The organism is Pseudomonas citronellolis (assembly GCF_029335315.1).
GTDB lineage: Bacteria > Pseudomonadota > Gammaproteobacteria > Pseudomonadales > Pseudomonadaceae > Pseudomonas > Pseudomonas citronellolis_A.
Genome location: NZ_JARJLT010000079.1, coordinates 12,727 through 33,779, shown reverse-complemented (window position 1 = coordinate 33,779; position 21,053 = coordinate 12,727). Strand labels below are relative to the sequence as shown.

The following is a 21,053-nucleotide window of genomic DNA, read 5'->3' as shown; positions in this document are numbered from 1 at the left end:
GGCGCGACTCAGTCCGCCTTGGCCGCCTTCTCGCCCTCGGCGGCGATCTGCTGGCTGTCCCAGCCGCCGCCCATGGCCGCGATCAGCTGCACGCTGGCCACCAGGCGGTTGCCGTAGAGGGTCAGCACGCTGCGTTCGTTGGACAGCGCCGTGGTCTGGGTGGTGACCACGCTGTTGTAGTCCACGGTGCCGGCCTTGTACTGGTTGCTGGTCAGGCGCAGGGCCTCGCGGGCCGCGTCCAGCGCTTCCTTCTGCGCGCCGCTCTCCTCCTCCAGCACGCGCAGCTGGACCATGTAGTCCTCCACTTCACGCATGCCGTCGAGCACCGTCTGCCGGTAGCTGGCCACGGTCTGGTCGTAGCTGGCCTCGGCCTGTTCCACCTGGGAGGAGATCAGCCCGCCGTCGAACAGGGTCATGGCGAACTGCGGGCCGATCGACCAGTAGCGGTTCGGTGTCTCGATCCAGTTCTGGAAGCTGCCGCTGCGGTAGCCGCCGGCGGCGCTCAGGGTCAGGTCGGGGTACCAGGCGGCCTTGGCCACGCCGATCTTGGCGTTGGCGGAAATCACCTGGCGCTCGGCCGCGGCCACGTCCGGGCGCCGCTGCAGCAGTTGCGAGGGCACCAGCGCCGGTACCGCCGGCAGCTTCGGCACCTGGTTGGTGGCGGCCAGGCTGAAGTTCGCCGGGGCCTCGCCCACCAGCACGGCGATGGCGTGCTCCAGCTGCGCGCGCTGGTACTTGAGGTCGATGGCCTGGGCCTCGGTGCTCTTGAGCTGGGTGCGCGCCTGGGCCACGTCGGCCTTGGTGACGATGCCGGCGTTGTACTGGTTGGTGGTGAGCTTGTACGCGCGCTGGTAAGCCTCCACGGTGTCGTTGAGCAGCTTGATCTGCTGGTCCATGACCCGCAGCTGCAGGTAGTTCTGCGCCAGCTGCGATTGCAGCGACAGGCGCGAGGCGGCCAGGTCGGCGGCGCTGGCGTCGCGGCTGGCGGTGTCGGCCTCCAGCTGGCGGCGCAGCTTGCCCCACAGGTCCAGCTCCCAGCTCACCCCGAGGCTCGCCGAGTAGCTGTTGCTGATGCCGCCGCCACCGCCGCTGGACACCGTCGAGCCATCGGACAGGCGCACCGTACTGCTGCTGCCGCCCTGGCCGGAGCGGGTCTTGCCAGCGTCGGCGCTGATGGTCGGGAAGAACGAAGAGCGCGAGCCCTTCACCAGCGCCGCGGCCTGGCGGTAGCTGGCCTCGGACTGGGCGAGGGTCTGGTTGGCCTTGAGCAGGCGCTGCTGCAGGTCGTCCAGGCTCGGGTCGGCGTACAGCGTCCACCACTGGCCGTGGCTGCCCAGGTCGGCCGGCTGCGCCTGGCGCCAGCCCTCGCCTTCCTTGAAGGCGGCCGGCACGCTGACCTGCGGGCGCTGGTAGTCGGGGCCCACCGCGCAGCCGGCGAGCGCCGCGCACAGCGCCAGGGCGAGCAGGCCGGGGGAAAGGTTCGGGCGGTTCATAGCTGTGTCTCCAGGGCGCCGTCGGTGCGCACGCCGCGCTTCTGGTTGACCCAGTGGCGCAGGCGGTCGAGGTAGAGGTAGACCACCGGGGTGGTGTAGAGGGTGAGCAGCTGGCTGCCGATCAGGCCGCCGACGATGGTCATGCCCAGCGGGCGGCGCAGCGCGGCGTCGCCGCCGATGCCGAAGATCAGCGGCAGCGCGCCGAGGATGGCCGCCAGGGTGGTCATCATGATCGGCCGGAAGCGCTTCATGCAGGCTTCGAGGATCGCCTCGCGCGGGGTCAGGCCGAGGGTGCGTTCGGCGTCCAGGGCGAAGTCGATCATCATGATCGCGTTCTTCTTGACGATGCCGATCAGCAGGATCACCCCGATCAGCGCGATCAGCGACAGCTCGGTGTTGAACAGCATCAGCGTGAGCAGCGCGCCCACCCCCGCCGAGGGCAGCGTGGAAAGGATGGTCAGCGGGTGCACGTAGCTCTCGTAGAGGATGCCGAGGACGATGTACACCGCCACCAGCGCCAGCAGGATCAGCCAGGGCATGTCGTTCTGGGTGTCCTGCACGGCGCCGGCGTTGCCTTCGAAGGTGGCCTGGATGTCCAGCGGCAGGTGCAGCGGCTCCAGCGCCGCCATCACCGCGTCGCGGGCCGGGCCGATGAGCGCGCCGGGCGCCAGGTTGAAGGAGAAGGTGGTGGCGGCGAACTGGCCCTGGTGGTTGACCGTCAGCGGCGCGCGGCTGGGCTCCACGTGGGTGAAGGCCGACAGCGGCACCTGCTGGCCGTCGCTGCCGATCACGTAGACCTGGCGCAGTTCTTCTGGACTCTGCTGGAACGGCTGGTCCACTTCCATCACCACGTGGTACTGGTTCAACGGGTTGAAGATGGTCGAGACCTGGCGCTGGCCGTAGGAGTTGTTCAGCACCGCGTCCACCGCCGCCATGTCGACGCCGAGGCTGGCGGCGCGGTCGCGGTCGACCACCAGGCGGCTCTGCACGCCCTTGTCCTGGGCATCACTGTTGACGTCGACCAGTTGCGGCAGCTTGTTCAGCACCGCTTCCACCTTGGGCGCCCATTCGCGCAGCAGGTCGAGGTCGTCGCTGCGCAAGGTGAACTCGTACTGCGCGTTGCTCTGCCGGCCGCCGATGCGCACGTCCTGGCCGGCCTGCAGGTAGAGGGTGGCGCCGGGAATGTCGGCGAGCTTCTTGCGCAGCCGCGCGACTATGGCGTCGGCGGAATCACGCTCGGAAATCGGCTTGAGGGTGACGAAGAACGAGCCGGTGTTGCTCGACTGCCACTTGCCGCCGCCGACGAAGCCGACCACGTTCTCCACCCCCGGATCCTTCGCCAGGATGGTGCGGAACTCGGCCATCTTGCGGTCCAGGGCCTGGAAGGAAATGCTCTGGTCGGCCACCGCGAAGCCGCGCAGGCGCCCGGAGTCCTGCTGCGGCAGGAAGCCCTTGGGCACGATGGCGAACAGGTACAGGTTCAGCGCGATGCAGCCGAACATGATCACCACCATCAACCGCGAATGTTCCAGCGCCCAGCTCAAACTGGCGCGGTAGCGCAGCATGAAGGCGACGAAGTAGCGGTTGCTCTGCCGCGCCAGCGAGGCCTTCTGCGGCCGCTCGACACGCCGCAGCAGGCGCGCGCAGAGCATCGGCGTGAGGGTCAGGGAGACCACCAGCGAGACCAGGATGGCCGCCGCCAGGGTCACCGAGAATTCGCGGAACAGCCGCCCGGTGATGCCGCCCATGAGCAGCAGCGGGATGAACACCGCGACCAGCGACAGGGTCATCGACAGCACCGTGAAACTCACCTCGCGGGCGCCGCGGACCGCCGCGGTGATCGGGTGGTCGCCCTCCTCGATGCGCCGGGCGATGTTCTCCACGACGACGATGGCGTCGTCGACCACGAAGCCGGTGGCGATGATCAGCGCCATCAGCGACAGGTTGTTCAGCGAGAAGCCGCACAGGTACATGACCGCGAAGGTACCGACCAGCGACACCGGCACCGCCAGGCTGGGAATCAGCGTGGCGCGGCCGTTGCGCAGGAACAGGTAGACCACCAGGATCACCAGCAGCACCGAGATCACCAGGGTCAGCTCGGCCTCGTCGAGGGACGCGCGGATCGACGGGCTGCGGTCGTCCATCACGTTGAGCTTGACCTGCGGCCCGAGCACGTCCTGGATCATCGGCAGCTGCGCGTGGATGGCGTCGGTGGCTTCGATGATGTTGGCGCCGGGCTGGCGGGTGATGATCAGCAGCACCGCCGGCAGGTTGTCGGAGAAGCCGGCGTTGCGTACGTCTTCCACCGCGTCGCTGACCTTCGCCACATCCTTCAGGCGCACCGCCGAGTTGGTCTCGGCGTTGTAGTGGACGATCAGCGGCGCGTATTCGCTGGCCTTGCGCAGCTGGTCGTTGGCGTCCACCTGCCAGTGCCGCTCGCCGAATTCCAGGGCGCCCTTGGGCCCGTCGGCGTTGGTGTTGGCGATGGCGGTGCGCACGCTGTCCAGGGAGATGCCGTAGTGGCTGAGCAGGTCCGGGTTGACGTCCACCCGCACCGCCGGCAGCGAGGAGCCGCCGACGCTGACCTGGCCGACGCCCTTCACCTGGGCCAGCTTGGGCGAGACGATGGTCGAGGCCAGGTCGTACATCTCGCCGCGGGTGTAGGTGTCGGAGGTCAGCGTGAGGATCATGATCGGCTGGTCCGACGGGTTCGCCTTGCGGTACGTCGGGTTGTTCGGCATGCCGGTGGGCAGCAGGCTCATGGCCGCGTTGATCGCCGACTGCACCTCGCGGGCGGCGCCATCGATGTCTTTCGACAGGTCGAACTGGACGACGATGGTGGTGCTGCCCAGGGAGCTGCTGGAGGTCATGTCGGTGACCCCGGCGATGCGCCCCAGCGAGCGTTCCAGCGGCGTCGCCACGGTGCTCGCCATGGTTTCCGGGCTGGCCCCGGGCAGCGAGGCCTGGACCATGATGGTCGGGAAGTCGACGTTGGGCAGCGGCGCCACCGGCAGCAGGCTGAACGACAGCCCGCCGGCCAGCAGCAGCGCCAGGGTCAGCAGGAAGGTCGCGACCGGGCGCAGGATGAACGGACGGGAAAGGTTCATCAGCCCCGCTCCACGCCTTCGTCAGGGGTGTTCACGTCGAGCCCGTGGCGCTTGCGCCAAGTTGCCCAGCGCAGCGCCAGGCGGTCGAAGTAGAGGTAGATCACCGGGGTGGTGAACAGCGTCAGCAACTGGCTCAGCAGCAGCCCGCCGACCATGGTCACGCCCAGCGGCTGGCGCAGTTCGGCGCCGGCGCCGCCGGCGAGCATCAGCGGCAGCGCGCCGAGCAGCGCGGCCATGGTGGTCATCAGGATCGGCCGGAAACGCAGCAGGCAGGCCTGGTAGATCGCCTCGTGCGGTGGCTTGCCCTCGTTGCGTTCGGCGTCCAGGGCGAAGTCGATCATCATGATCGCGTTCTTCTTGACGATGCCGATCAGCAGGATGATGCCGATGATCGCCACGATGCCGATGTCCTGCCCGGCGAGCATCAGCGCCAGCAGCGCGCCGACGCCGGCCGAGGGCAGCGTGGAGAGGATGGTCACCGGGTGGATGAAGCTCTCGTAGAGGATGCCCAGCACGATGTACATGGTGACGATGGACGCCAGCACCAGCAGCAGGGTGTTCGACAGCGACGCCTCGAACGCCTCGGCGGCGCCACGGAAGCTGCCTTCCAGGCTGGCCGGCATCTGCATCTGCGCCTCGACGTCGCGGATCGCCTGCACCGCCTCGCCGAGGGCGACGCCCTTGGCCAGGTTGAAGGAGATGGTCGCGGCCGGGAACTGGGCGATGTGGTTGACCGCCAGCAGGGTGTGGCGCTCCTCCACCCTGGCCAGGCTCGACAGGCGCACCTGGGTGCCGTCGCTGGCCGGCACGTAGAGGTTCTCCAGCGACTGCGGGCCGAGCTGGAAGTCCGGCGCCACTTCCAGCACCACGCGGTACTGGGTGGCCTGGGTGAAGATGGTCGAGATCAGCCGCTGGCCGAAGGCGCTGTAGAGCACGCTGTCGATGTTCGACAGGCTCACGCCCAGGCGCGAGGCGGTGTCGCGGTCGATGTCGATGTAGGCCTGCAGACCCTTATCCTGCCAGTCGCTGGCGACGTCGGCCAGCTGCGGCAGTTCCTGCAGGCGTCCGACCAGCTTGGGCACCCATTCGGCGAGCACGTCCGGGTCGGCGTCCTGCAGGGTGAACTGGTACTGGGTACGGGCGATGCGGTCTTCGATGGTCAGGTCCTGCACCGGCTGCAGGTACAGCTTGATGCCCGGCACCTTCTCCAGTTCCGGCTGCAGGCGGCGGATCACTTCGCTGGCGGTCAGGTCGCGCTCGCTGTGCGGCTTCAGGTTGATCAGCAGGCGCCCGGTGTTGAGCGTGGCGTTGGTGCCGTCGACGCCGATGAACGACGACAGGCTGGCCACGTCCGGGTCGGCCAGCACCACCTTGGCCAGTTCCTGCTGGCGCGCGGCCATGGCCTGGAAGGAGATCGACTGCGGCGCCTCGGCGATGCCCTGGATCACCCCGGTGTCCTGCACCGGGAAGAAGCCCTTGGGCATGAACAGGTAGAGCGCGGCGGTCAGCACCAGGGTGCCGATGGCCACCAGCAGGGTCAGCCCCTGGTGGCGCAGGACCACGCGCAGCGCGGCGGCGTAGCGCTCGATCATGCGTTCGATGAAGGCCCCGGCGGCGCGGGCGAAGCGGCCCTCCTGCTCCGGCTCGATGTGCTTGAGCAGCTTGGCGGCGAGCATCGGCGTCAAGGTCAGGGAGACGAAGCCGGAAATCAGGATGGCCACCGCCAGGGTCACGGCGAACTCGCGGAACAGCCGGCCGGCCACGTCGCCCATGAACAGCAGCGGGATGAGTACGGCGATCAGCGAGAAGGTCAGCGAGATGATGGTGAAGCCGATCTGCCTGGAACCCTTGAGCGCGGCTTCCAGCGGGCTGTCGCCCTGTTCCAGGTAGCGCGCGATGTTCTCCACCATGACGATGGCGTCGTCGACCACGAAGCCGGTGGCGATGGTCAGCGCCATCAGCGTCAGGTTGTTGATCGAGAAACCGGCCAGGTACATCACGCCGAAGGTGCCGATCAGCGACAGCGGCACGGCGAAGCTGGGGATCAGGGTGGCCGAGAGGTTGCGCAGGAACAGGAAGGTCACCATCACCACCAGGCAGACGGCGAGGAACAGTTCGAACTGCACGTCCTTGACCGAGGCGCGGATGGTCGTGGTGCGGTCGGTGAGCACCGTCACCTCGAGGCTGCCCGGCAGGGTCGCCTGCAATTGCGGGAGCATCTGCTTGATGCTGTCGACCACCTCGATGACGTTGGCCCCCGGCTGACGCTGGATGTTCAGCACCACCGCCGGGGCGTCGTTGGCCCAGGCCGCCAGGCGCACGTTCTCGGCGTCGTCGTCGACACTGGCGACGTCGCGCACGCGCAGTGGCGAGCCGTTCTTGTAGGCGACGATCAGCTCGCGGTAGGCGTCGGCGGACTTCAGCTGGTCGTTGGCGTCCAGGGTCGAGGAGCGCGTCGGGCCGTCGAAACTGCCCTTGGGGCCATTGAGGTTGTTGTTGCTGACGGTGGTCTGCAGGTCTTCCAGGCTCAGCCCGGCGGCGGCCAGGGCCGCGGGGTTGGCGCGGATGCGCACGGCCGGGCGCTGGCCGCCGCTGATGCTGACCAGGCCGACGCCGGAGATCTGCGAGATTTTCTGCGCGAGGCGGGTGTCGACCAGGTCCTGGATCTTCGGCAGCGGCATGTCCGGGGACATCACCGCCAGGGTCAGGATCGGCGCGTCGGCCGGGTTGACCTTGCTGTACACCGGCTGGTTCGGCAGGTCCTTGGGCAACAGGCTCTGCGCCGTGTTGATCGCCGCCTGGACTTCCTGCTCGGCGACATCCAGGTTGACCTGCAGGCTGAACTGCAGGGTGATCACCGAGGCGCCGCCGGAGCTGGTGGAGGACATCTCGTTGAGCCCGGGAATCTGCCCCAGCTGGTTCTCCAGCGGCGCGGTGACCGACGAGGTCATGATGTCCGGGCTGGCGCCGGGGTACAGGGTGACCACCTGGATGGTCGGGTAATCCACTTCCGGCAACGCCGAGATCGGCAGGAAGCGGTAGGCGATGATCCCCGACAGCAGGATCGCCACCATCAACAGCGTGGTGGCGACCGGCCGCAGGATGAACAGGCGCGAGGGGTTCATTCGCTCTTACCGCCGTCCTGGGCCGGGGAGTCCGAACCGAACGGCTTCGGCGAGCTGGCCCCGCCCTCCTCGCTGGCTTCCGCGCGGGCCTGCTCGTCGCTGGCGACGATGTGCAGACGGGTGCCGTCGCGCAGGCGGTCGGTGCCTTGCACCACCACCCGCTGGCCTTCCTGCAGGCCCTTGCTGACCACCACGCGCTCGCTCTCGCTGGTGCCCAGTTCGACCAGCTGGCGCTTGGCCTTGTCCTCGCCGTCGGCGACGTACACGTAGGTGCCGTCGTTGCCGCGCTGCACCGCGTTGGCTGGGATGCTCAGCACGCCGTGCAGGGTCTCGGCGAGCAGGCGCACGTTGACGAACTGGTTGGGGAACAGCTTCTGGTCGGCGTTCTCGAAGGCGGCCTTGAGCTTGACCGTGCCGGTGGTGGTGTCGATCTGGTTGTCCAGGGTCTTGAGCACGCCGCTGGCCAGGGTCAGGTCCTGGTTGCGGTCCAGCGCCTCCACCGGCACCGGCTGGGTACCGGCGAGCTGGCGGGCGACAGTGCCCAGTTGCTGCTGCGGCAGGCTGAACACCACGGAGATCGGCTTGACCTGGGTGATCACCACCAGCGGCGTGGTGTCGCCGGACGTGACCAGGTTGCCGACGTCCACCTGGCGCAGGCCGACGCGCCCGGCGATGGGCGCGCGCACCTGGGTGAATTCGAGGTTGAGCCTGGCGTCGTCGACCTGGCCCTGGTTGGTGCGCAGGGTGCCTTCGTACTGGCGCACCAGGGCTTCCTGGGTGTCGAGGGTCTGCTTGGCGATGGAGTCCTCGGCGAACAGGCCCTTGTAGCGCGCGAGGTCGATCTGCGCGTTCTTCAGCTGCGCCTGGTTCTGCTGCAGGGTGCCGACCGCCTGGTCCAGCGCCGCCTGGAACGGCCGCGGGTCGATCACCGCGAGGACGTCGCCGGCCTTGACCTGCTGGCCTTCCTGGAACGGCACCTTGACCAGCTGGCCGCTGACCCGCGCGCGCACGTTCACGGTGTTGTAGGCGGTGACGGTGCCGAGGGCGTGGTAATGCACCGGCAGGTCGCCCTTGAGCACCGCCGCCACGCTGACCGTGACCGCCGTGCCGCCGCCCTGCCCGCCCGGTCCGCGCCCGGCCATGGCCGCCCCGCGCCCGCCACGCCCGCCCTGGTCGGCCTGGGGCGCCGAAGAGCCACTCTTGTGCAGCCACATGCTCAGGCCGACCACCCCGGCGAAGGCGACTGCGGTGATCAACCAGGGGCGCAGGGCGCGCAGTTTCGAGGGCTTTCCGTTGCTTGGGGTCATAGTCGTCTTCAGGCGGCCAAAGGTCTTGGATGATAGCTAGGCAGCCGCAAAAACGCCGCATCCACGATGCAGCGCGCAACGACTTACCTTCAGGGTCGAACGATAAGCACAGCCCGGCCGCAGGCAAAGTCTCTTTACCCGCTATTTACCTTTGAATAACCGAGGCTTACGCAGCTTGGACGGGATTCGCGGCGAGGCGTTCCGCGACGCACAAACGAAGATGCCGCCCGGCCAGGGGCACGGGCGGCATCGGCGGGGCGGGCGCGAGGGCGCCCGGCCGGGATCAGCTCAGCGCGGCGACGGCGGCGGCGTAATCCGGCTCATCGGCGATTTCGCCGACCAGCTCGCTGTGCAGCACCTTGTCGTTCTCGTCCAGCACCACCACGGCGCGGGCGGCCAGGCCGGCCAGCGGGCCGTTGCTGATAGCCACGCCGTAGTTGGCGAGGAAGTCGGCACCGCGCATGGTCGACAGGTTGACCACGTTGGCCAGGCCTTCGGCGCCGCAGAAGCGCTGCTGGGCGAACGGCAGGTCGGCCGAGACGCACAGCACCACGGTGTTGGCCAGCTTGCTGGCCTCGACGTTGAACTTGCGCACGGAGGTGGCGCAGGTCGGGGTGTCGACGCTGGGGAAGATGTTCAGAACCTTGCGCTTGCCGGCGAAGTTCTCCAGGGTCACGTCGGCCAGGTCGGCGCCGACCAGCTTGAAGGCCGGGGCCTTGTCGCCCTGTTGCGGCAACTTGCCGTCGACGTTGATCGGGTTGCCCTTGAGGGTCACTTGAGCCATTGCGGTATTCCTTCTGTCGTGGGATGGCCGCGCCACGGAGGGCGGCGCGGCCGGGAATTCGGGGCCGGCGGCCATCCTAGCACGAACTTGTCCGAGCGAATCGGTCGGGCATGTTACGCGCCGCCCTGCTCGTGAACCTCCATCAGCACACCTCACCTCCCCCCGTCATCCCCGCGAACGCGGGACGCGGCTCCATCGCGAACAGCGCTTGCGCTGGCCCGAAGGGGAATAACCCAGAGGCTTTGTGATTGGGGTTGGGGGTAGCTCGAATGTTTCGGTGCCCCTTGTAGGGCGCATAACGCCTACGGCGTTATCCGCCGTTACCATCGACTCCGCCGCTCGGGCCGGCGGCGGATAACCGCGAACGGTTATACACCCTACGACACCGGCGTATGCTGCGTCGGTATCCATGAAGGAGGCCGCATGCGCCTGCCCCGCTCCGCCCTGCTGTTCACCCTCGCCCTCCCCGCCGCCGCGCTGGCCGACGAGCCCTGCCAGGTGCTCGCGGTGGCCAGCGGCGACCGCCTGACCTGCCGGCTGGCCGACCAGCGCAGAGTCGAGGTGCACCTGAGCGGCATCGAGGCGCCCAGACCCGGCGAGCCCTATGCCGAGGTCTCGAAGGTCAACCTCCAGCGCCTGGCCGAGGGTCATGGCGCGACACTGGTACGGCCTCGACGGCTGGACAGCGGGGACGTCAGCGCGGCGGTCTGGGTCGAACCGGCGGACTGCCCCGGCTGCGGCCACACCCTGGATATCGGCCGCGCCCAGCTCGCGGTCGGCATGGCGCGCTGGCACGCCGACGCCCCGCAAGGCGAAGAGGAGCGCGCCCAGTACAGCTTCGAGGAACATGAAGCGCGGGCGCGCAAGGTCGGGCTCTGGCGGCCGCCGGCGCAGCCCTGAAACGACGAAGCCCCGGCAAATGCCGGGGCTTCGTCTGTTAGCGCAGTGCGATCAGGCCTGGGCGAAGGCCGCGGCGATCTCGGCGCGGGCGCCCTTGAGTGCGTTGGCGCGCGGTTCTTCACCGTAGGCCAGGCCTTCGGCGCCAACCACTTCGATGTCGGTGATGCCGAGGAAGCCCAGCACCAGCTTCAGGTAGTCGACGTGGGCCGCGCCGCTCGGCTGGCCGGCATGCAGGCCGCCGGCGGTGGCGACGATGATCACTTTCTTGCCACCGGCCAGGCCCACCGGACCGGCTTCGGTGTAACGGAAGGTCTTGCCGGCGACGGCGATGCGGTCGATCCAGGCCTTCAGTTGGCTGGGCACGCTGAAGTTGTACATCGGCGCGCCGATGACGATGGCGTCGGCGCCCAGGAATTCCTCGATGCTGCGCTCGCCCAGGGCGGCCTCGTGCTTCTGCGCGGCGTCGCGCAGTTCGGCCGGGGTGCCGGCGGCGACCAGGCTGGCGGCGGACAGGTGGCTGATGGCGTCGGTGGCCAGGTCACGGTAGGTCACCTGCACGCCCGGCTCGGCGGCGGTCCAGGCCTGGACCACTTCGCCGCTCAGTTGGCGGGAGGCGGAAGCGTCGCCGAGGATGCTGGAATCGATGTGCAGAAGTTTCATGGGGTGGCTCCTGTGAATGTGGGGTAGGACGCGATGGAGTGAATGCTACGCATGTAGCCAATCATCGATAAGTCGGTAAAAATGTGATTAATCGTCCCACCAGCAGGACAATCCCATGCAGGACCTCAACGATCTCTTCTATTTCGCCAAGGTGGTCGAGGCCGGAGGCTTCGCCGCCGCCGGCCGCGAGCTGGGCCTGCCGAAGTCACGCCTGTCGCGGCGCGTGGCGGAACTGGAAGCGCGCCTGAACGTGCGCCTGCTGCAGCGCACCACCCGCAAGCTGGCGCTCACCGACATCGGCGAGCGCTACTTCCGCCACTGCCAGGCCATGCTGGTGGAGGCCGAGATGGCCGACGAAGTGGCCGCCCAGCTCAGCGCCGAACCGCGCGGACGGGTGCGCCTGTCGTGCCCGGTGGCGCTCGCCGAAACCTCGCTGAACGACATGCTGCCGGGCTTCCTGGCCAGCTACCCGCAGGTCAATCTCGACCTGCTGCTGACCAACCGCCGGGTCGACCTGGTCAACGAAGGAGTGGACGTTGCCCTGCGCGTGCGCGTAGCCGGCGACGAGGACCCGTCGCTGTTCAGCCGCCGCCTGCGCTGTGCCGGCACCGCGCTGGTGGCCACCCCGGCGCTGCTGCAGGGGCGCAACCTGAGCACGCCGGAGGACCTGGCCGGGCTGCCGGTGCTCGGCGCCGCGGGCAACGACCGCAAGGTGCGTTTCAGCCTGCAGGGGCCGGGCGGCGAACGCCGCGAAGTGGCCCTGGAACCGCGCCTGGCGGCGGAGGACTTCAATCTGCGCAAGACGGTGGCGCTGGCCGGCCTGGGGATCACGGTGCTGCCGCTGTACTACTGCATCGATGAGCTGGCCAGCGGCCGACTGGTGCGGGTGCTGCCCGACTGGCAGGAACCGGAGGCTTTCCTCCAGGCGGTCTACCCGCACCGGCGCGGGCTGCTGCCGGCGGTGCGAGCGCTGATCGACTACCTGGCCGAGAGCTTCGCGCGCAGCGACGAACCGCTCTAGAGCAGCGTCAGCAAACGCGCGAAGAGCGCGCCGCCGAACAGACGGTCCAGCCAGAACAGCTGGTGCGCCAGGACGATCACCCAGAACACGATCTGGTAACTGGCCTTGCGTGTCTTGTGGCGGAACACCCGCTGCGCCAGCAACGCGCCGGGCCAGCCGCCGAGCAACTCCAGCAGGTGCAGGGTCTGCTCGGGGGTGCGCCAGGCGCCCTGCTCGGCGCTGCGCTTGTCGCGCCAGTAGGCGTAGAACGCCGCCAGGCTGAGCAGCGGGTAGGCCAGCAACCACCAGCCCAGGCCCGCGCGCAGGCTGACGAGCACGCCGGCCAGGGGCAACAGCAGCAACAGGCCCAGCAGCATCAGCGCGGACGCCACGCCCGAGGGCCGCGGCGCCGGCGTGGCGATCTCGCGGCCGCTGCGGGCCTTGGCGCGGGTCGCCGGCGCGACCGGCTTGCGGCGGATCGCCGGCACGTCCACGGCCAGCCCGGCCAGCCGCGCGTGCTCGGCGCGCGGGCGGCCCTGGCGGTCGCTGCCGGCGATGAAGCGTACCGCGTCGCCGGCTTCGGGCCGGCGGTCGCCACGGAAGTCGCTGATGTGCAGGAACAGCTCCGCGCCGCCGGCCTTCGGGCGGATGAAGCCGAAGCCCTTGTCGTCGTCCCAGCGGCTGATGACGCCGTCGCGTTCCTGGTTCATCGCTGCTTCCTCAGGGTGCGGCGCCGGACCAGTCGATCAGGTCCAGTTGCCAGGTCGCCAGGATCAGCAGGCCGAAGGCGATGCGATACCAGGCGAACACCGCGTAGCTGTGGTTGGCGATGAACTTCAGCAGGCCGCGCACGGCGATCATGGCGAAGATGAACGAGGTGACGAAGCCGATGGCGAATACCGGCAGGTCCGACGGCTGGAACAGGTCGCGGTACTTGTAGCCGGAATAGACCGCGGCGCCGACCATGGTCGGCATCGCCAGGAAGAACGAGAACTCGGTGGCGGCCTGGCGCGACAGGCCGAACAGCAGGCCGCCGATGATGGTGGCGCCGGACCGCGAGGTGCCCGGGATCAGCGCCAGGCACTGGGCGCAGCCGACCTTGAGGGCGTCCTTCCAGGTCATCTCGTCCACCGTCTCGGCGCGGATAATGTGCTTGCGCCGCTCGGCCCAGAGCATCACCACGCCGCCGACCACCAGGGCCGCGGCCACGGTGATGGGGTTGAACAGGTAATGGTGGATGACGTCGGCGAAGGCCACCCCGAGCACCACGGCCGGGAAGAAGGCGATCAGCAGGTTGACGGTGAAACGCTGGTCGCGCCGCCGCGTCGGCAGGCCGACCACGACCTGGAAGATCTTCCCGCGAAATTCCCAGACCACCGCCAGGATGGCGGCCAGTTGGATGATGATGTTGAAGGCCTGCGCCCGCTCGCCGACGAAACCCAGCAGGTCGGCGACAATGATCTGGTGGCCGGTGCTGGACACCGGAAGGAACTCGGTCAGCCCCTCCACCACCCCAAGAACGAACGCCTGGAAGGCATTCCACGACTCCATACTGCTTCCCCCAATGGCGTCTTTATAGGTTTTATGAATCTCTGCACGCCTCGCCATAACTCGCGAGCCTGGCCCGCGAGGGCTCGGAATGCTACTGCATTGCATCGCCGGCGGTGAGGGTGTAACGAAAATTTCTCACACGGACGATGGGCGACAGCGACAGCGCTTCGGCGACGAAGCGGTGAGGTCTGACAACCGGGGCCGCCGATCATTCCCTTTACAGCTGCCGAAGCGTGCCTAAACCCTTGAATTAACAGTGCACTTTCGTACCAGAATGTTACTTCAGGGGCCATCATGTCTCACCCCTGAAACACCGCTGCAGGCGTAAAACTCAGAAAACACGCAAACATCGACAGCTTCACGAAAAACCGTATCAGCGGTGATACGCATCTATCTTCAGCACCGTTCTAGAGCGGTTCCAGCCTTCCAGAGCGGCTCGCGCATGCTGGCCAGTGTTTCAACACGGATACAGTAAACCTCCACCCGCTCTCACCCTCTTCCTACAAACCTCTGAAAACAAAGCGAAAACAGATTCCGGCACGGCTAATGCTCCAGGTTGGTACTGCTGTTTAGGGCACAGCGCACCAAAAGGGATCGCCATCATGGGGAACTCAAAGGAAAGGAGCGGCTCACTGCTCGTCGCTCTGGTCTGTTGCGGAACGCTGCTGGTCAGCGCCGTCGCCGAGGCGGGCGACGGAACGATCGTCCTGAACCGAACCGTGCAGCCGCGCATGGCAACCACCCCGACCATGGTGCCGGACCCCAATCCGACCACCGTCAATCCGAACATCTCCCCCCAGGTCAACCGCCTGACCAGCAACGAGCTGACCGATAACGATATCGCCGGCGTGTCGAGCGGCACCGGGCTCTCCGGCCGCGTGTTGCAGAACGGCACCCTAACCGGCCCCCACGGCATCGACCAGAGCACCGCCCAGGGTCTGCCGGGCATGAACTCCGGACATAGCGGCACCGGCAACAGCATCGCCAACACCGTGAACCGCAGCGTGACCCAGGGCCTTGCACCGCTGCGCGTCCTGACCGGAGCACCCTGACATGAAACAGCATGCCCTGCTTTCCGGCCTGCTCGCCCTGTTCTGTGGCGCGGCCCTCGCCGATGGCGCACCGACGCCAATGACCATCAACCAGTCGACGCTGAGCAACGTGGCTCCCGGCTATCACGGCAACGTCGGCGTCAACCAGGCGGCCGGCGACGCCCAGCAGCAGGCCAACGGTCGCGCCATCGCCATCGGCAGCCAGGCCCAGGCCAGCACCCGCTTCACGCAAAGCAACGTCACCAGTACCGATCTCAGCCAGTCGACGCGCTCCTCCATCGAAGGCAACTCCTTCGCCAATGGCAGCGGCGCCGTCGGCGTCAACCAGGCGGCCGGTGCCGGCAGCCAACAGGTAAACGCCATGCGGATCAGCATCAGCGCCTATCCGCAGGGCATGGACGACAGCGAGCTCTCGCAGCAGAGCGTCACGCTGTTACCGAACTCGGGAGCGGGTGGAAGCACCTCTGGCGAGCGCAGGGTCGACACGAGCGACCAGGCGTTCAGGAGCAGCCAGGGCGTGGTCCAGCTTAACCAGAGTGCCGGGGTGGGCAACCACATGGCCAACACCCTGAGCATCCGGGTCGCGGATTGACCCGATAAGTAGTGTCGTATCCAAACAACACGAAAAAATCTGCAAAGGAGAACCACCATGAAAGCATCGATGGTAATTAAGCCGCTGGCTTTCGCGATCGCCGCTGGCATCGCTGTATCGGCTTATGCAGGTGACGATCACGACAGAAACGACCGGTACAAACCCGATCCGTACGCAACCAAGGACGCTGGGGCAGCGGCCGTAACCGTGACGGAGCAACACATCAGTCAAGGCACGGTCAACAACGAAGGCACCGAAAACACCGCTCGCCTGGGCGGCTCGGTGAATGGCAGCAGTGGCGATGAAGCCGCCCGCAACGGCGGCGGTGGCGGCGGCAGCGACGAAGGCGGCGGCAACAACGTCGCCGACGGCGCGGCCGGCAACATCGGTCTGAACATGGCAGCTGGCGACGTCAACCAGCAGAGCAACAGCGCTGCGCTGTCGACCGCGGACGAGGACTTCGTCTTCGGCACCGCACTCGCCGTTACCTACACCGACCAAAGCGGCCCGAACGCCGGCGTGACCAACCACGGTACGCAGAACAACGCCTCCGTGCGCGACTCGCTCAACAACACCTCCGGCAACATCGGCGTCAACATCACCGCCGGCAACTACAACCAACAGTCCAACTCGCTCGCAGCAGCCGTATCTGGCGGCCGTATCGCCATCGCCGCCGCCGCGACCGGGCAGGACTCGCAAAACAACACCGTCCAGAACCTCGCCACCACCAAGTACAAGGAGCAAACCACCTACGGCTTCTTCGTAGCCAAGGGCACCTACGAGGGTGAAGGGAAGATCTACGACAAGGATCACAGAGGCGGCGGTTACGACGACAAGAACGGCGGCAACAAACATCCTGACGCCACCTTCACCGAAGAAGGCGACATCCATCTGGTGGGCTTCTACACCGGGAACAAATGGGTGCCGAACGGCTACAAAGATGTCGTGAAAAACAACGCCATCATGATGGACTCCCTGCAAGGAGCTTCCGGCAACATCGGCGTGAACATTTCCGCCGGCACCAACAACCAGCAGAGCAACTCGCTGGCCATCGCTGCAGGTTGCAAAGCCTGCATGTAACGCAGCACTGGGAGGCTCCGGCAACGGAGCCTCTCTCTTTGCGGGAGTCTTAGCGATGAGACCGGTACTGTCCTGCCTGGCGATCGCCCTCGCGTTGTGCTGCGCGGGCCAGGTCCAGGCTGCCAACCAGGGGTTCGCGGTTCTGCCCGGCGGCGCGCTGGCCTTCAAGAAGGTGGAGAGCCTTCGCGAACGGCGCTTCAGCGGACTGGTCCAGCAGAAAACCGACTTCAGCTGCGGCGCGGCGGCGCTGGCGACCATCCTTCGCCAGGCCTACCACCTCGACGTGGACGAGCACTTCGTCATCGAGGGCATGCTGGTGAAGGCGAACGCCGACCTGGTACGGACCCAGGGCTTCTCGATGCTCGACATGAAGAACTACGTCCAGGCCATCGGCATGCGCGGGCGCGGTTATCGGGTGTCGGCCCCGAGCCTGGAGACGCTCAAGGTCCCGGTCATCGTGATGATGGAAATCAACGGCTACAAGCATTTCGTCGTGCTGCAGCGGGCCAACAAGGAATGGGTCTACGTCGGTGACCCCGTGCTTGGCAACAAACGCTATCGCCACGACGACTTCGCCAAGGGCTGGAACGGCATCATCTTCGCCGTGATCGGTCCCGGCTACGACAAGGACAACGCCCTCATGTCGCCACCGGAGCCCCTCACCGCCCGCAACAGGCTGGATCGATTCCGCCCGGTAAAGGACACCGAACTGATGGATTACGGCTTTATCCAGAGCGACTTTTTCTAAGTTATCGATAAAGGGCTGGACGCCCGGGAGAAGGACATGAAAATTCCAATCTGGCTGAGCGCCATCTGCCTGGCCGCCAGCCTCCCGGCCACTGCGACCGAAGCATTCAAACCCATCGAATTGAAAGACGCCGAAATGGCCCAGCTGCGCGGGCGCTATACCCTGCCCGGGCGGATCATCAGCTTCGGCGTCGTGATGAGCAGCACCTGGACCAACTCCAACAATGCCAGGATCGGTGCAACCGTCAGCATGGAGATGGGCCAGAAGAACCAATACATGCCGCAGTTCTACGTTTCCTCCGACAAGAGCAACGGCTCCGGCAACCAGATCGCCTCCGGCACCGGTACCGTCACCGGCGGCGCCGGCCTGGCGCAGACCGGCGGCGTAACTCAATCGTCACGCTCTGCCGGCAACTTCAACACCTCGCGGAACAACTTCGCGCTGAACGTGAAGGAGTCCGACACGCCGGATAACAGCCAGCCACAAGGCCAGGCGCTCAACGGCAGCTTCACCGACTCCAGCGCGGCCGGCACCGTCCAGGTCACGCAGGCCGGCGGCGGCGTGCAGATCGCCATCGCCGCCAACCAGAACCAGGGCACCGCCCTGCAGAACCTCGGCGCCAATGGCCTGCTGCAGGCGACCAAGCTGCTCGGCGACAGCAACCTGGTCAGCAACCTCACCGAGCTCAACGTGGTGCTGCGCAACAACATGCCGTCCGCCGGGGCGCTGAACTGCAACCTCGACATGCTGAAGAACCTACGCGCGGGAGGAATCTGATCTACGCTGCTTTCAGCCGTCCATTCACTATAAAAATGGAACCCTCGCCATGCACCGATCGCTCTCGCTTCGTGCCGCAATCTGTGTATCCGCGTTACTCCCCTCGACTTTGGTGCACGCCGCTACCGAAGCCGAGGTGGAGGCCCTGAAACAGGAACTTCTCCAACTCAAACAACGCTACGAAACCCAGCAGAAGGCGCTGATGGTGCTGGAACAACGCGTGCGCCAGGTGGAAGAACAGCCCGCCGCGCCGCAGCAGCCCAAACGCCTGGCCGTGGCGACCAACAAGCCGACGCCGCCCGGCACCAGCAGCGCCGCCGGCAGTTCCTATGGCGAATCGCTGAAGGACGACGCCAACCCGCCGAAAAGCGTGGAAAACCTCTACGACGAGGCCAGCGGCTTCTTCGGCAACGGCGCGTTCAGCTTCGAGACCGGCCTGACCTATACCCGCTACGACACCAAGCAACTGGTTCTCAACGGCTTCCTGGCGCTGGACTCGATCTTTCTCGGCAACATCAACGTCGACAACATCAAGGCCGACAACTGGCAGCTCGACCTGACCGCCCGCTACAACTGGAACAACCGCTGGCAGTTCGATATCAACGCCCCAGTCATCTACCGCGAGTCGACCTACCAGTCCGCCGGCGCCGGCAACTCCACGGCGGTGTCCAGCGAAGAAACCGTGACCCGCGACCCGACCCTGGGCGACGTCAACGTCGGTGTCGCCTACAAGTTCCTCGACGAAACCGAGACCCGGCCGGACGCGGTGTTCAGCCTGCGGGTGAAGGCCCCCACCGGCAAGGACCCCTACGGCATCGACCTGGTGCAAGCGCCCGGCAACGACAACCTCACCGTGCCCAAGGACCTGCCCACCGGCAACGGTGTCTGGTCCATCACCCCGGGCATCTCGCTGGTCAAGACGGTGGACCCGGCGGTGCTCTTCGCCAGCCTGTCGTACACCTACAACATGGAAGAGTCGTTCAGCGACATCAACCCGTCGGCCACGGTCAAGACCAAGGGCAAGGTCGACCTCGGCGACTGGTTCCAGGTTGGCGCGGGCGTGGCCTTCGCCCTGAACGAAAAAATGAGCATGTCGTTCTCGGTTTCCGACCTGGTCGCGCGCAAGAGCGAGATCAAGCAGGAAGGCGGCGACTGGACCTCGGTGCCCGGCAGCGACATCAACGCCGGCCAGTTCAACTGGGGCCTGACCTACGCCTGGAGCCAGAACCTGACCATCGTGCCCAACCTATCCATCGGCATCACCCCGGACGCCCCGGACTTCAGCTTCAGCGTGAAATTCCCCTACTACTTCTGACAGCACGCTCACGAAAACGGCCCCACTCGGGGCCGTTTGCGTTTGCGCGCTTCGCGCTCAGCGCAGCTGGTGCTTGTGCAGCAGGCGGTAGAAGGTCGGCCGCGAGATGCCCAGCACCCGCGCCGCCAGGCTCAGGTTGTCACCGTGGCGTTCGAGGACGTCGCACATCGCCTGGCGCTCGGCGCCGAGCTTGTACTCCTCCAGGGTCACCAGCGGCACGCGGTCGGTGCGGCCGCGCTGGCGTTCCAGGCCCAGGTCGCGAGCCTCGATCTGCCGCCCCTCGGCCAGCACCAGGCCACGGCGCACGCGGTTGGCCAGCTCGCGCACGTTGCCCGGCCAGGCGTGTTCGGTCATCGCCGCCAGGGCGTCGTCGGAGAAACGCCGCGGCCGGCGCCCGGTCTCGACGCTGTACAGGTGGGCGAAGTGGCTCGCCAGCAGCGCCAGGTCGCCGTTGCGCTCGCGCAGCGGCAGGGTCGAGACCTGCAGCACGTTCAACCGGTAGTACAGGTCCTCGCGGAAGCTGCCGGTGCGGATGGCCGCCTCCAGGTCGAGGTGGGTGGCCGCCAGCACCCGCACGTCCACCGCGATCGACTGGCTGCCGCCAACCCGCTCGATCTGTTTCTCCTGCAGTACGCGCAGCAGGTTGGCCTGCAGCTCCAGCGGCAGGTCGCCGATCTCGTCGAGGAACAGGGTGCCACCGTTGGCCTGCTCGAAACGGCCGATCTTGCGCTGGTGCGCCCCGGTGAAGGCGCCCTTCTCGTGGCCGAACAGCTCGGACTGGATCAGGTGCTCGGGAATCGCTCCGCAGTTGATCGCGATGAACGGCCGGTTGGCGCGCCGCGACTGGCGGTGCAGCGTCCGCGCCACCAGTTCCTTGCCGGTACCGCTCTCGCCCCGGATCAGCACCGGCGATTCGGTGGGCGCGAACTTCGCCAACAGTCGGCGCAGTTCCTGCATCGAACGGCTCTCGCCGAGCAACTCGTGCTGGTGCTCGACGCTGTGGTTGCTGCCGCGCCCGCGCAGGCGCGCCATGCCGAAGGCGCGACCGAGGGTGACCTGCACCCGCGCCACGTCGAACGGCAAGGTATGGAAATCGAAGAACCATTCGCAGACGAAGTCACCCACTTCCTGGATAGGCAGGGCGTCCGGGCTGAGCACCGCGATCCACTCGGTGCCGCTGCGGCTGATGAGGTCCTTCACCGATTCGGGACGTTCCAGGTGCTCCGGATGCAGGCGCAGCAGGCCGACGTCGCAGCTGCGATCGCTCGCCGCGTCGAGCTCGCAACTGTCCACCTCCCACCCTGCCGCCCGGAGTCCGGGCAGTAATCGCCGGCAATCGTCGCAGGGATCGACCACCAGCAATCGACGTCGTTTGGACGCTGCTTCGAGCATGCTCCCTTCCTTGGCGCCATTTTTTTGAAAAACTTTAAAAAACAGAAGCTTGGCGCTCTGATTTGTAAAGCTAGCAATCTCTTGACGCGTCCATCGACCGTTTTTCTATAACGTCAATACCGAAACGATCTCAATACATGCCCCCTCTCCATCGCGGTACGGCTCGCGGC

17 protein-coding genes are annotated in these 21,053 nt (G+C 66.8%); 8 read left to right on the top strand and 9 right to left on the bottom strand.

The window, feature by feature from the left end; translation table 11 throughout:
• Positions 1-8 precede the first annotated feature (8 nt).
• The 5 genes from P3W75_RS06945 to tpx form a co-directional block, all read right to left on the bottom strand.
• Positions 9-1,493: an efflux transporter outer membrane subunit gene (locus tag P3W75_RS06945; protein ID WP_276226630.1), complete on the bottom strand. Its 1,485-nt coding sequence runs from the start codon at positions 1,491-1,493 to the stop codon at positions 9-11.
• Positions 1,490-4,600, bottom strand: coding sequence for a multidrug efflux RND transporter permease subunit (locus P3W75_RS06940; protein WP_276226629.1), 3,111 nt, complete (start codon positions 4,598-4,600; stop codon positions 1,490-1,492). The genes P3W75_RS06945 and P3W75_RS06940 overlap by 4 nt, the downstream gene beginning before the upstream one ends.
• Positions 4,600-7,725 (bottom strand): MdtB/MuxB family multidrug efflux RND transporter permease subunit, encoded by a 3,126-nt coding sequence (locus P3W75_RS06935; protein WP_276226628.1) that lies wholly within the window; start codon positions 7,723-7,725, stop codon positions 4,600-4,602. Before P3W75_RS06935 ends, P3W75_RS06940 begins: the two co-directional genes overlap by 1 nt.
• Positions 7,722-9,032: an MdtA/MuxA family multidrug efflux RND transporter periplasmic adaptor subunit gene (locus P3W75_RS06930; protein WP_276226627.1), complete on the bottom strand. Its 1,311-nt coding sequence runs from the start codon at positions 9,030-9,032 to the stop codon at positions 7,722-7,724. Before P3W75_RS06930 ends, P3W75_RS06935 begins: the two co-directional genes overlap by 4 nt.
• A 283-nt stretch (positions 9,033-9,315) precedes the next feature.
• On the bottom strand, positions 9,316-9,816 hold the full coding sequence (tpx, locus tag P3W75_RS06925; RefSeq protein ID WP_276226626.1) for a thiol peroxidase: 501 nt from the start codon (positions 9,814-9,816) through the stop codon (positions 9,316-9,318).
• 423 nt (positions 9,817-10,239) lie between these two features.
• Between tpx and P3W75_RS06920 the strand changes: the two genes are divergently transcribed.
• Positions 10,240-10,716, top strand: a complete 477-nt coding sequence (locus P3W75_RS06920; protein ID WP_276226625.1) for a thermonuclease family protein — start codon at positions 10,240-10,242, stop codon at positions 10,714-10,716.
• Positions 10,717-10,767: 51 nt separating this feature from the next.
• Here the strand turns inward: P3W75_RS06920 and P3W75_RS06915 are convergent, their stop codons facing one another.
• Positions 10,768-11,376 carry an FMN-dependent NADH-azoreductase gene (locus P3W75_RS06915; RefSeq protein ID WP_276226624.1) on the bottom strand — a complete coding sequence of 203 codons (609 nt, stop codon included), beginning with the start codon at positions 11,374-11,376 and terminating at the stop codon, positions 10,768-10,770.
• Positions 11,377-11,491: 115 nt separating this feature from the next.
• Here P3W75_RS06915 and P3W75_RS06910 point away from each other — a divergent pair, with 115 nt between their 5' ends.
• Positions 11,492-12,397: a LysR substrate-binding domain-containing protein gene (locus P3W75_RS06910; protein ID WP_276226623.1), complete on the top strand. Its 906-nt coding sequence runs from the start codon at positions 11,492-11,494 to the stop codon at positions 12,395-12,397.
• On the opposite strand, the gene P3W75_RS06905 is transcribed toward P3W75_RS06910, so the two are convergent.
• Together P3W75_RS06905 and P3W75_RS06900 are read right to left on the bottom strand one after the other, a co-directional pair.
• A complete protein-coding gene (locus P3W75_RS06905; protein WP_276226622.1) occupies positions 12,394-13,086 on the bottom strand; it encodes a DUF1294 domain-containing protein in 693 nt (230 codons plus the stop codon). The genes P3W75_RS06910 and P3W75_RS06905 overlap by 4 nt on opposite strands.
• Before the next feature lie 10 nt (positions 13,087-13,096).
• Complete coding sequence (locus P3W75_RS06900; RefSeq protein ID WP_276226621.1) at positions 13,097-13,927, bottom strand: undecaprenyl-diphosphate phosphatase; 831 nt, start codon at positions 13,925-13,927, stop codon at positions 13,097-13,099.
• A 602-nt stretch (positions 13,928-14,529) separates the two neighbouring features.
• Between P3W75_RS06900 and P3W75_RS06895 the strand changes: the two genes are divergently transcribed.
• The 6 genes from P3W75_RS06895 to P3W75_RS06870 are packed head-to-tail and all read left to right on the top strand — an operon-like array spanning position 14,530 to position 19,491.
• Positions 14,530-14,979 carry a hypothetical protein gene (locus tag P3W75_RS06895; RefSeq protein WP_276226620.1) on the top strand — a complete coding sequence of 150 codons (450 nt, stop codon included), beginning with the start codon at positions 14,530-14,532 and terminating at the stop codon, positions 14,977-14,979.
• Position 14,980: 1 nt separating this feature from the next.
• Complete coding sequence (locus P3W75_RS06890) at positions 14,981-15,571, top strand: adhesin (protein WP_276226619.1); 591 nt, start codon at positions 14,981-14,983, stop codon at positions 15,569-15,571.
• 57 nt (positions 15,572-15,628) lie between these two features.
• Entirely contained in the window at positions 15,629-16,651 is a 1,023-nt protein-coding gene (locus P3W75_RS06885; protein WP_276226618.1) for a heme utilization protein, read from the top strand.
• A 55-nt stretch (positions 16,652-16,706) separates the two neighbouring features.
• Positions 16,707-17,399, top strand: a complete 693-nt coding sequence (locus P3W75_RS06880) for a C39 family peptidase (RefSeq protein ID WP_276226617.1) — start codon at positions 16,707-16,709, stop codon at positions 17,397-17,399.
• Positions 17,400-17,435: 36 nt separating this feature from the next.
• A complete protein-coding gene (locus tag P3W75_RS06875) occupies positions 17,436-18,176 on the top strand; it encodes a hypothetical protein (RefSeq protein ID WP_276226616.1) in 741 nt (246 codons plus the stop codon).
• A gap of 49 nt (positions 18,177-18,225) precedes the next feature.
• Complete coding sequence (locus P3W75_RS06870; RefSeq protein ID WP_276226615.1) at positions 18,226-19,491, top strand: hypothetical protein; 1,266 nt, start codon at positions 18,226-18,228, stop codon at positions 19,489-19,491.
• Between the two features lie 57 nt (positions 19,492-19,548).
• Here the strand turns inward: P3W75_RS06870 and P3W75_RS06865 are convergent, their stop codons facing one another.
• Positions 19,549-20,883 carry a sigma-54 dependent transcriptional regulator gene (locus tag P3W75_RS06865; RefSeq protein WP_276226614.1) on the bottom strand — a complete coding sequence of 445 codons (1,335 nt, stop codon included), beginning with the start codon at positions 20,881-20,883 and terminating at the stop codon, positions 19,549-19,551.
• Positions 20,884-21,053 lie beyond the last annotated feature (170 nt).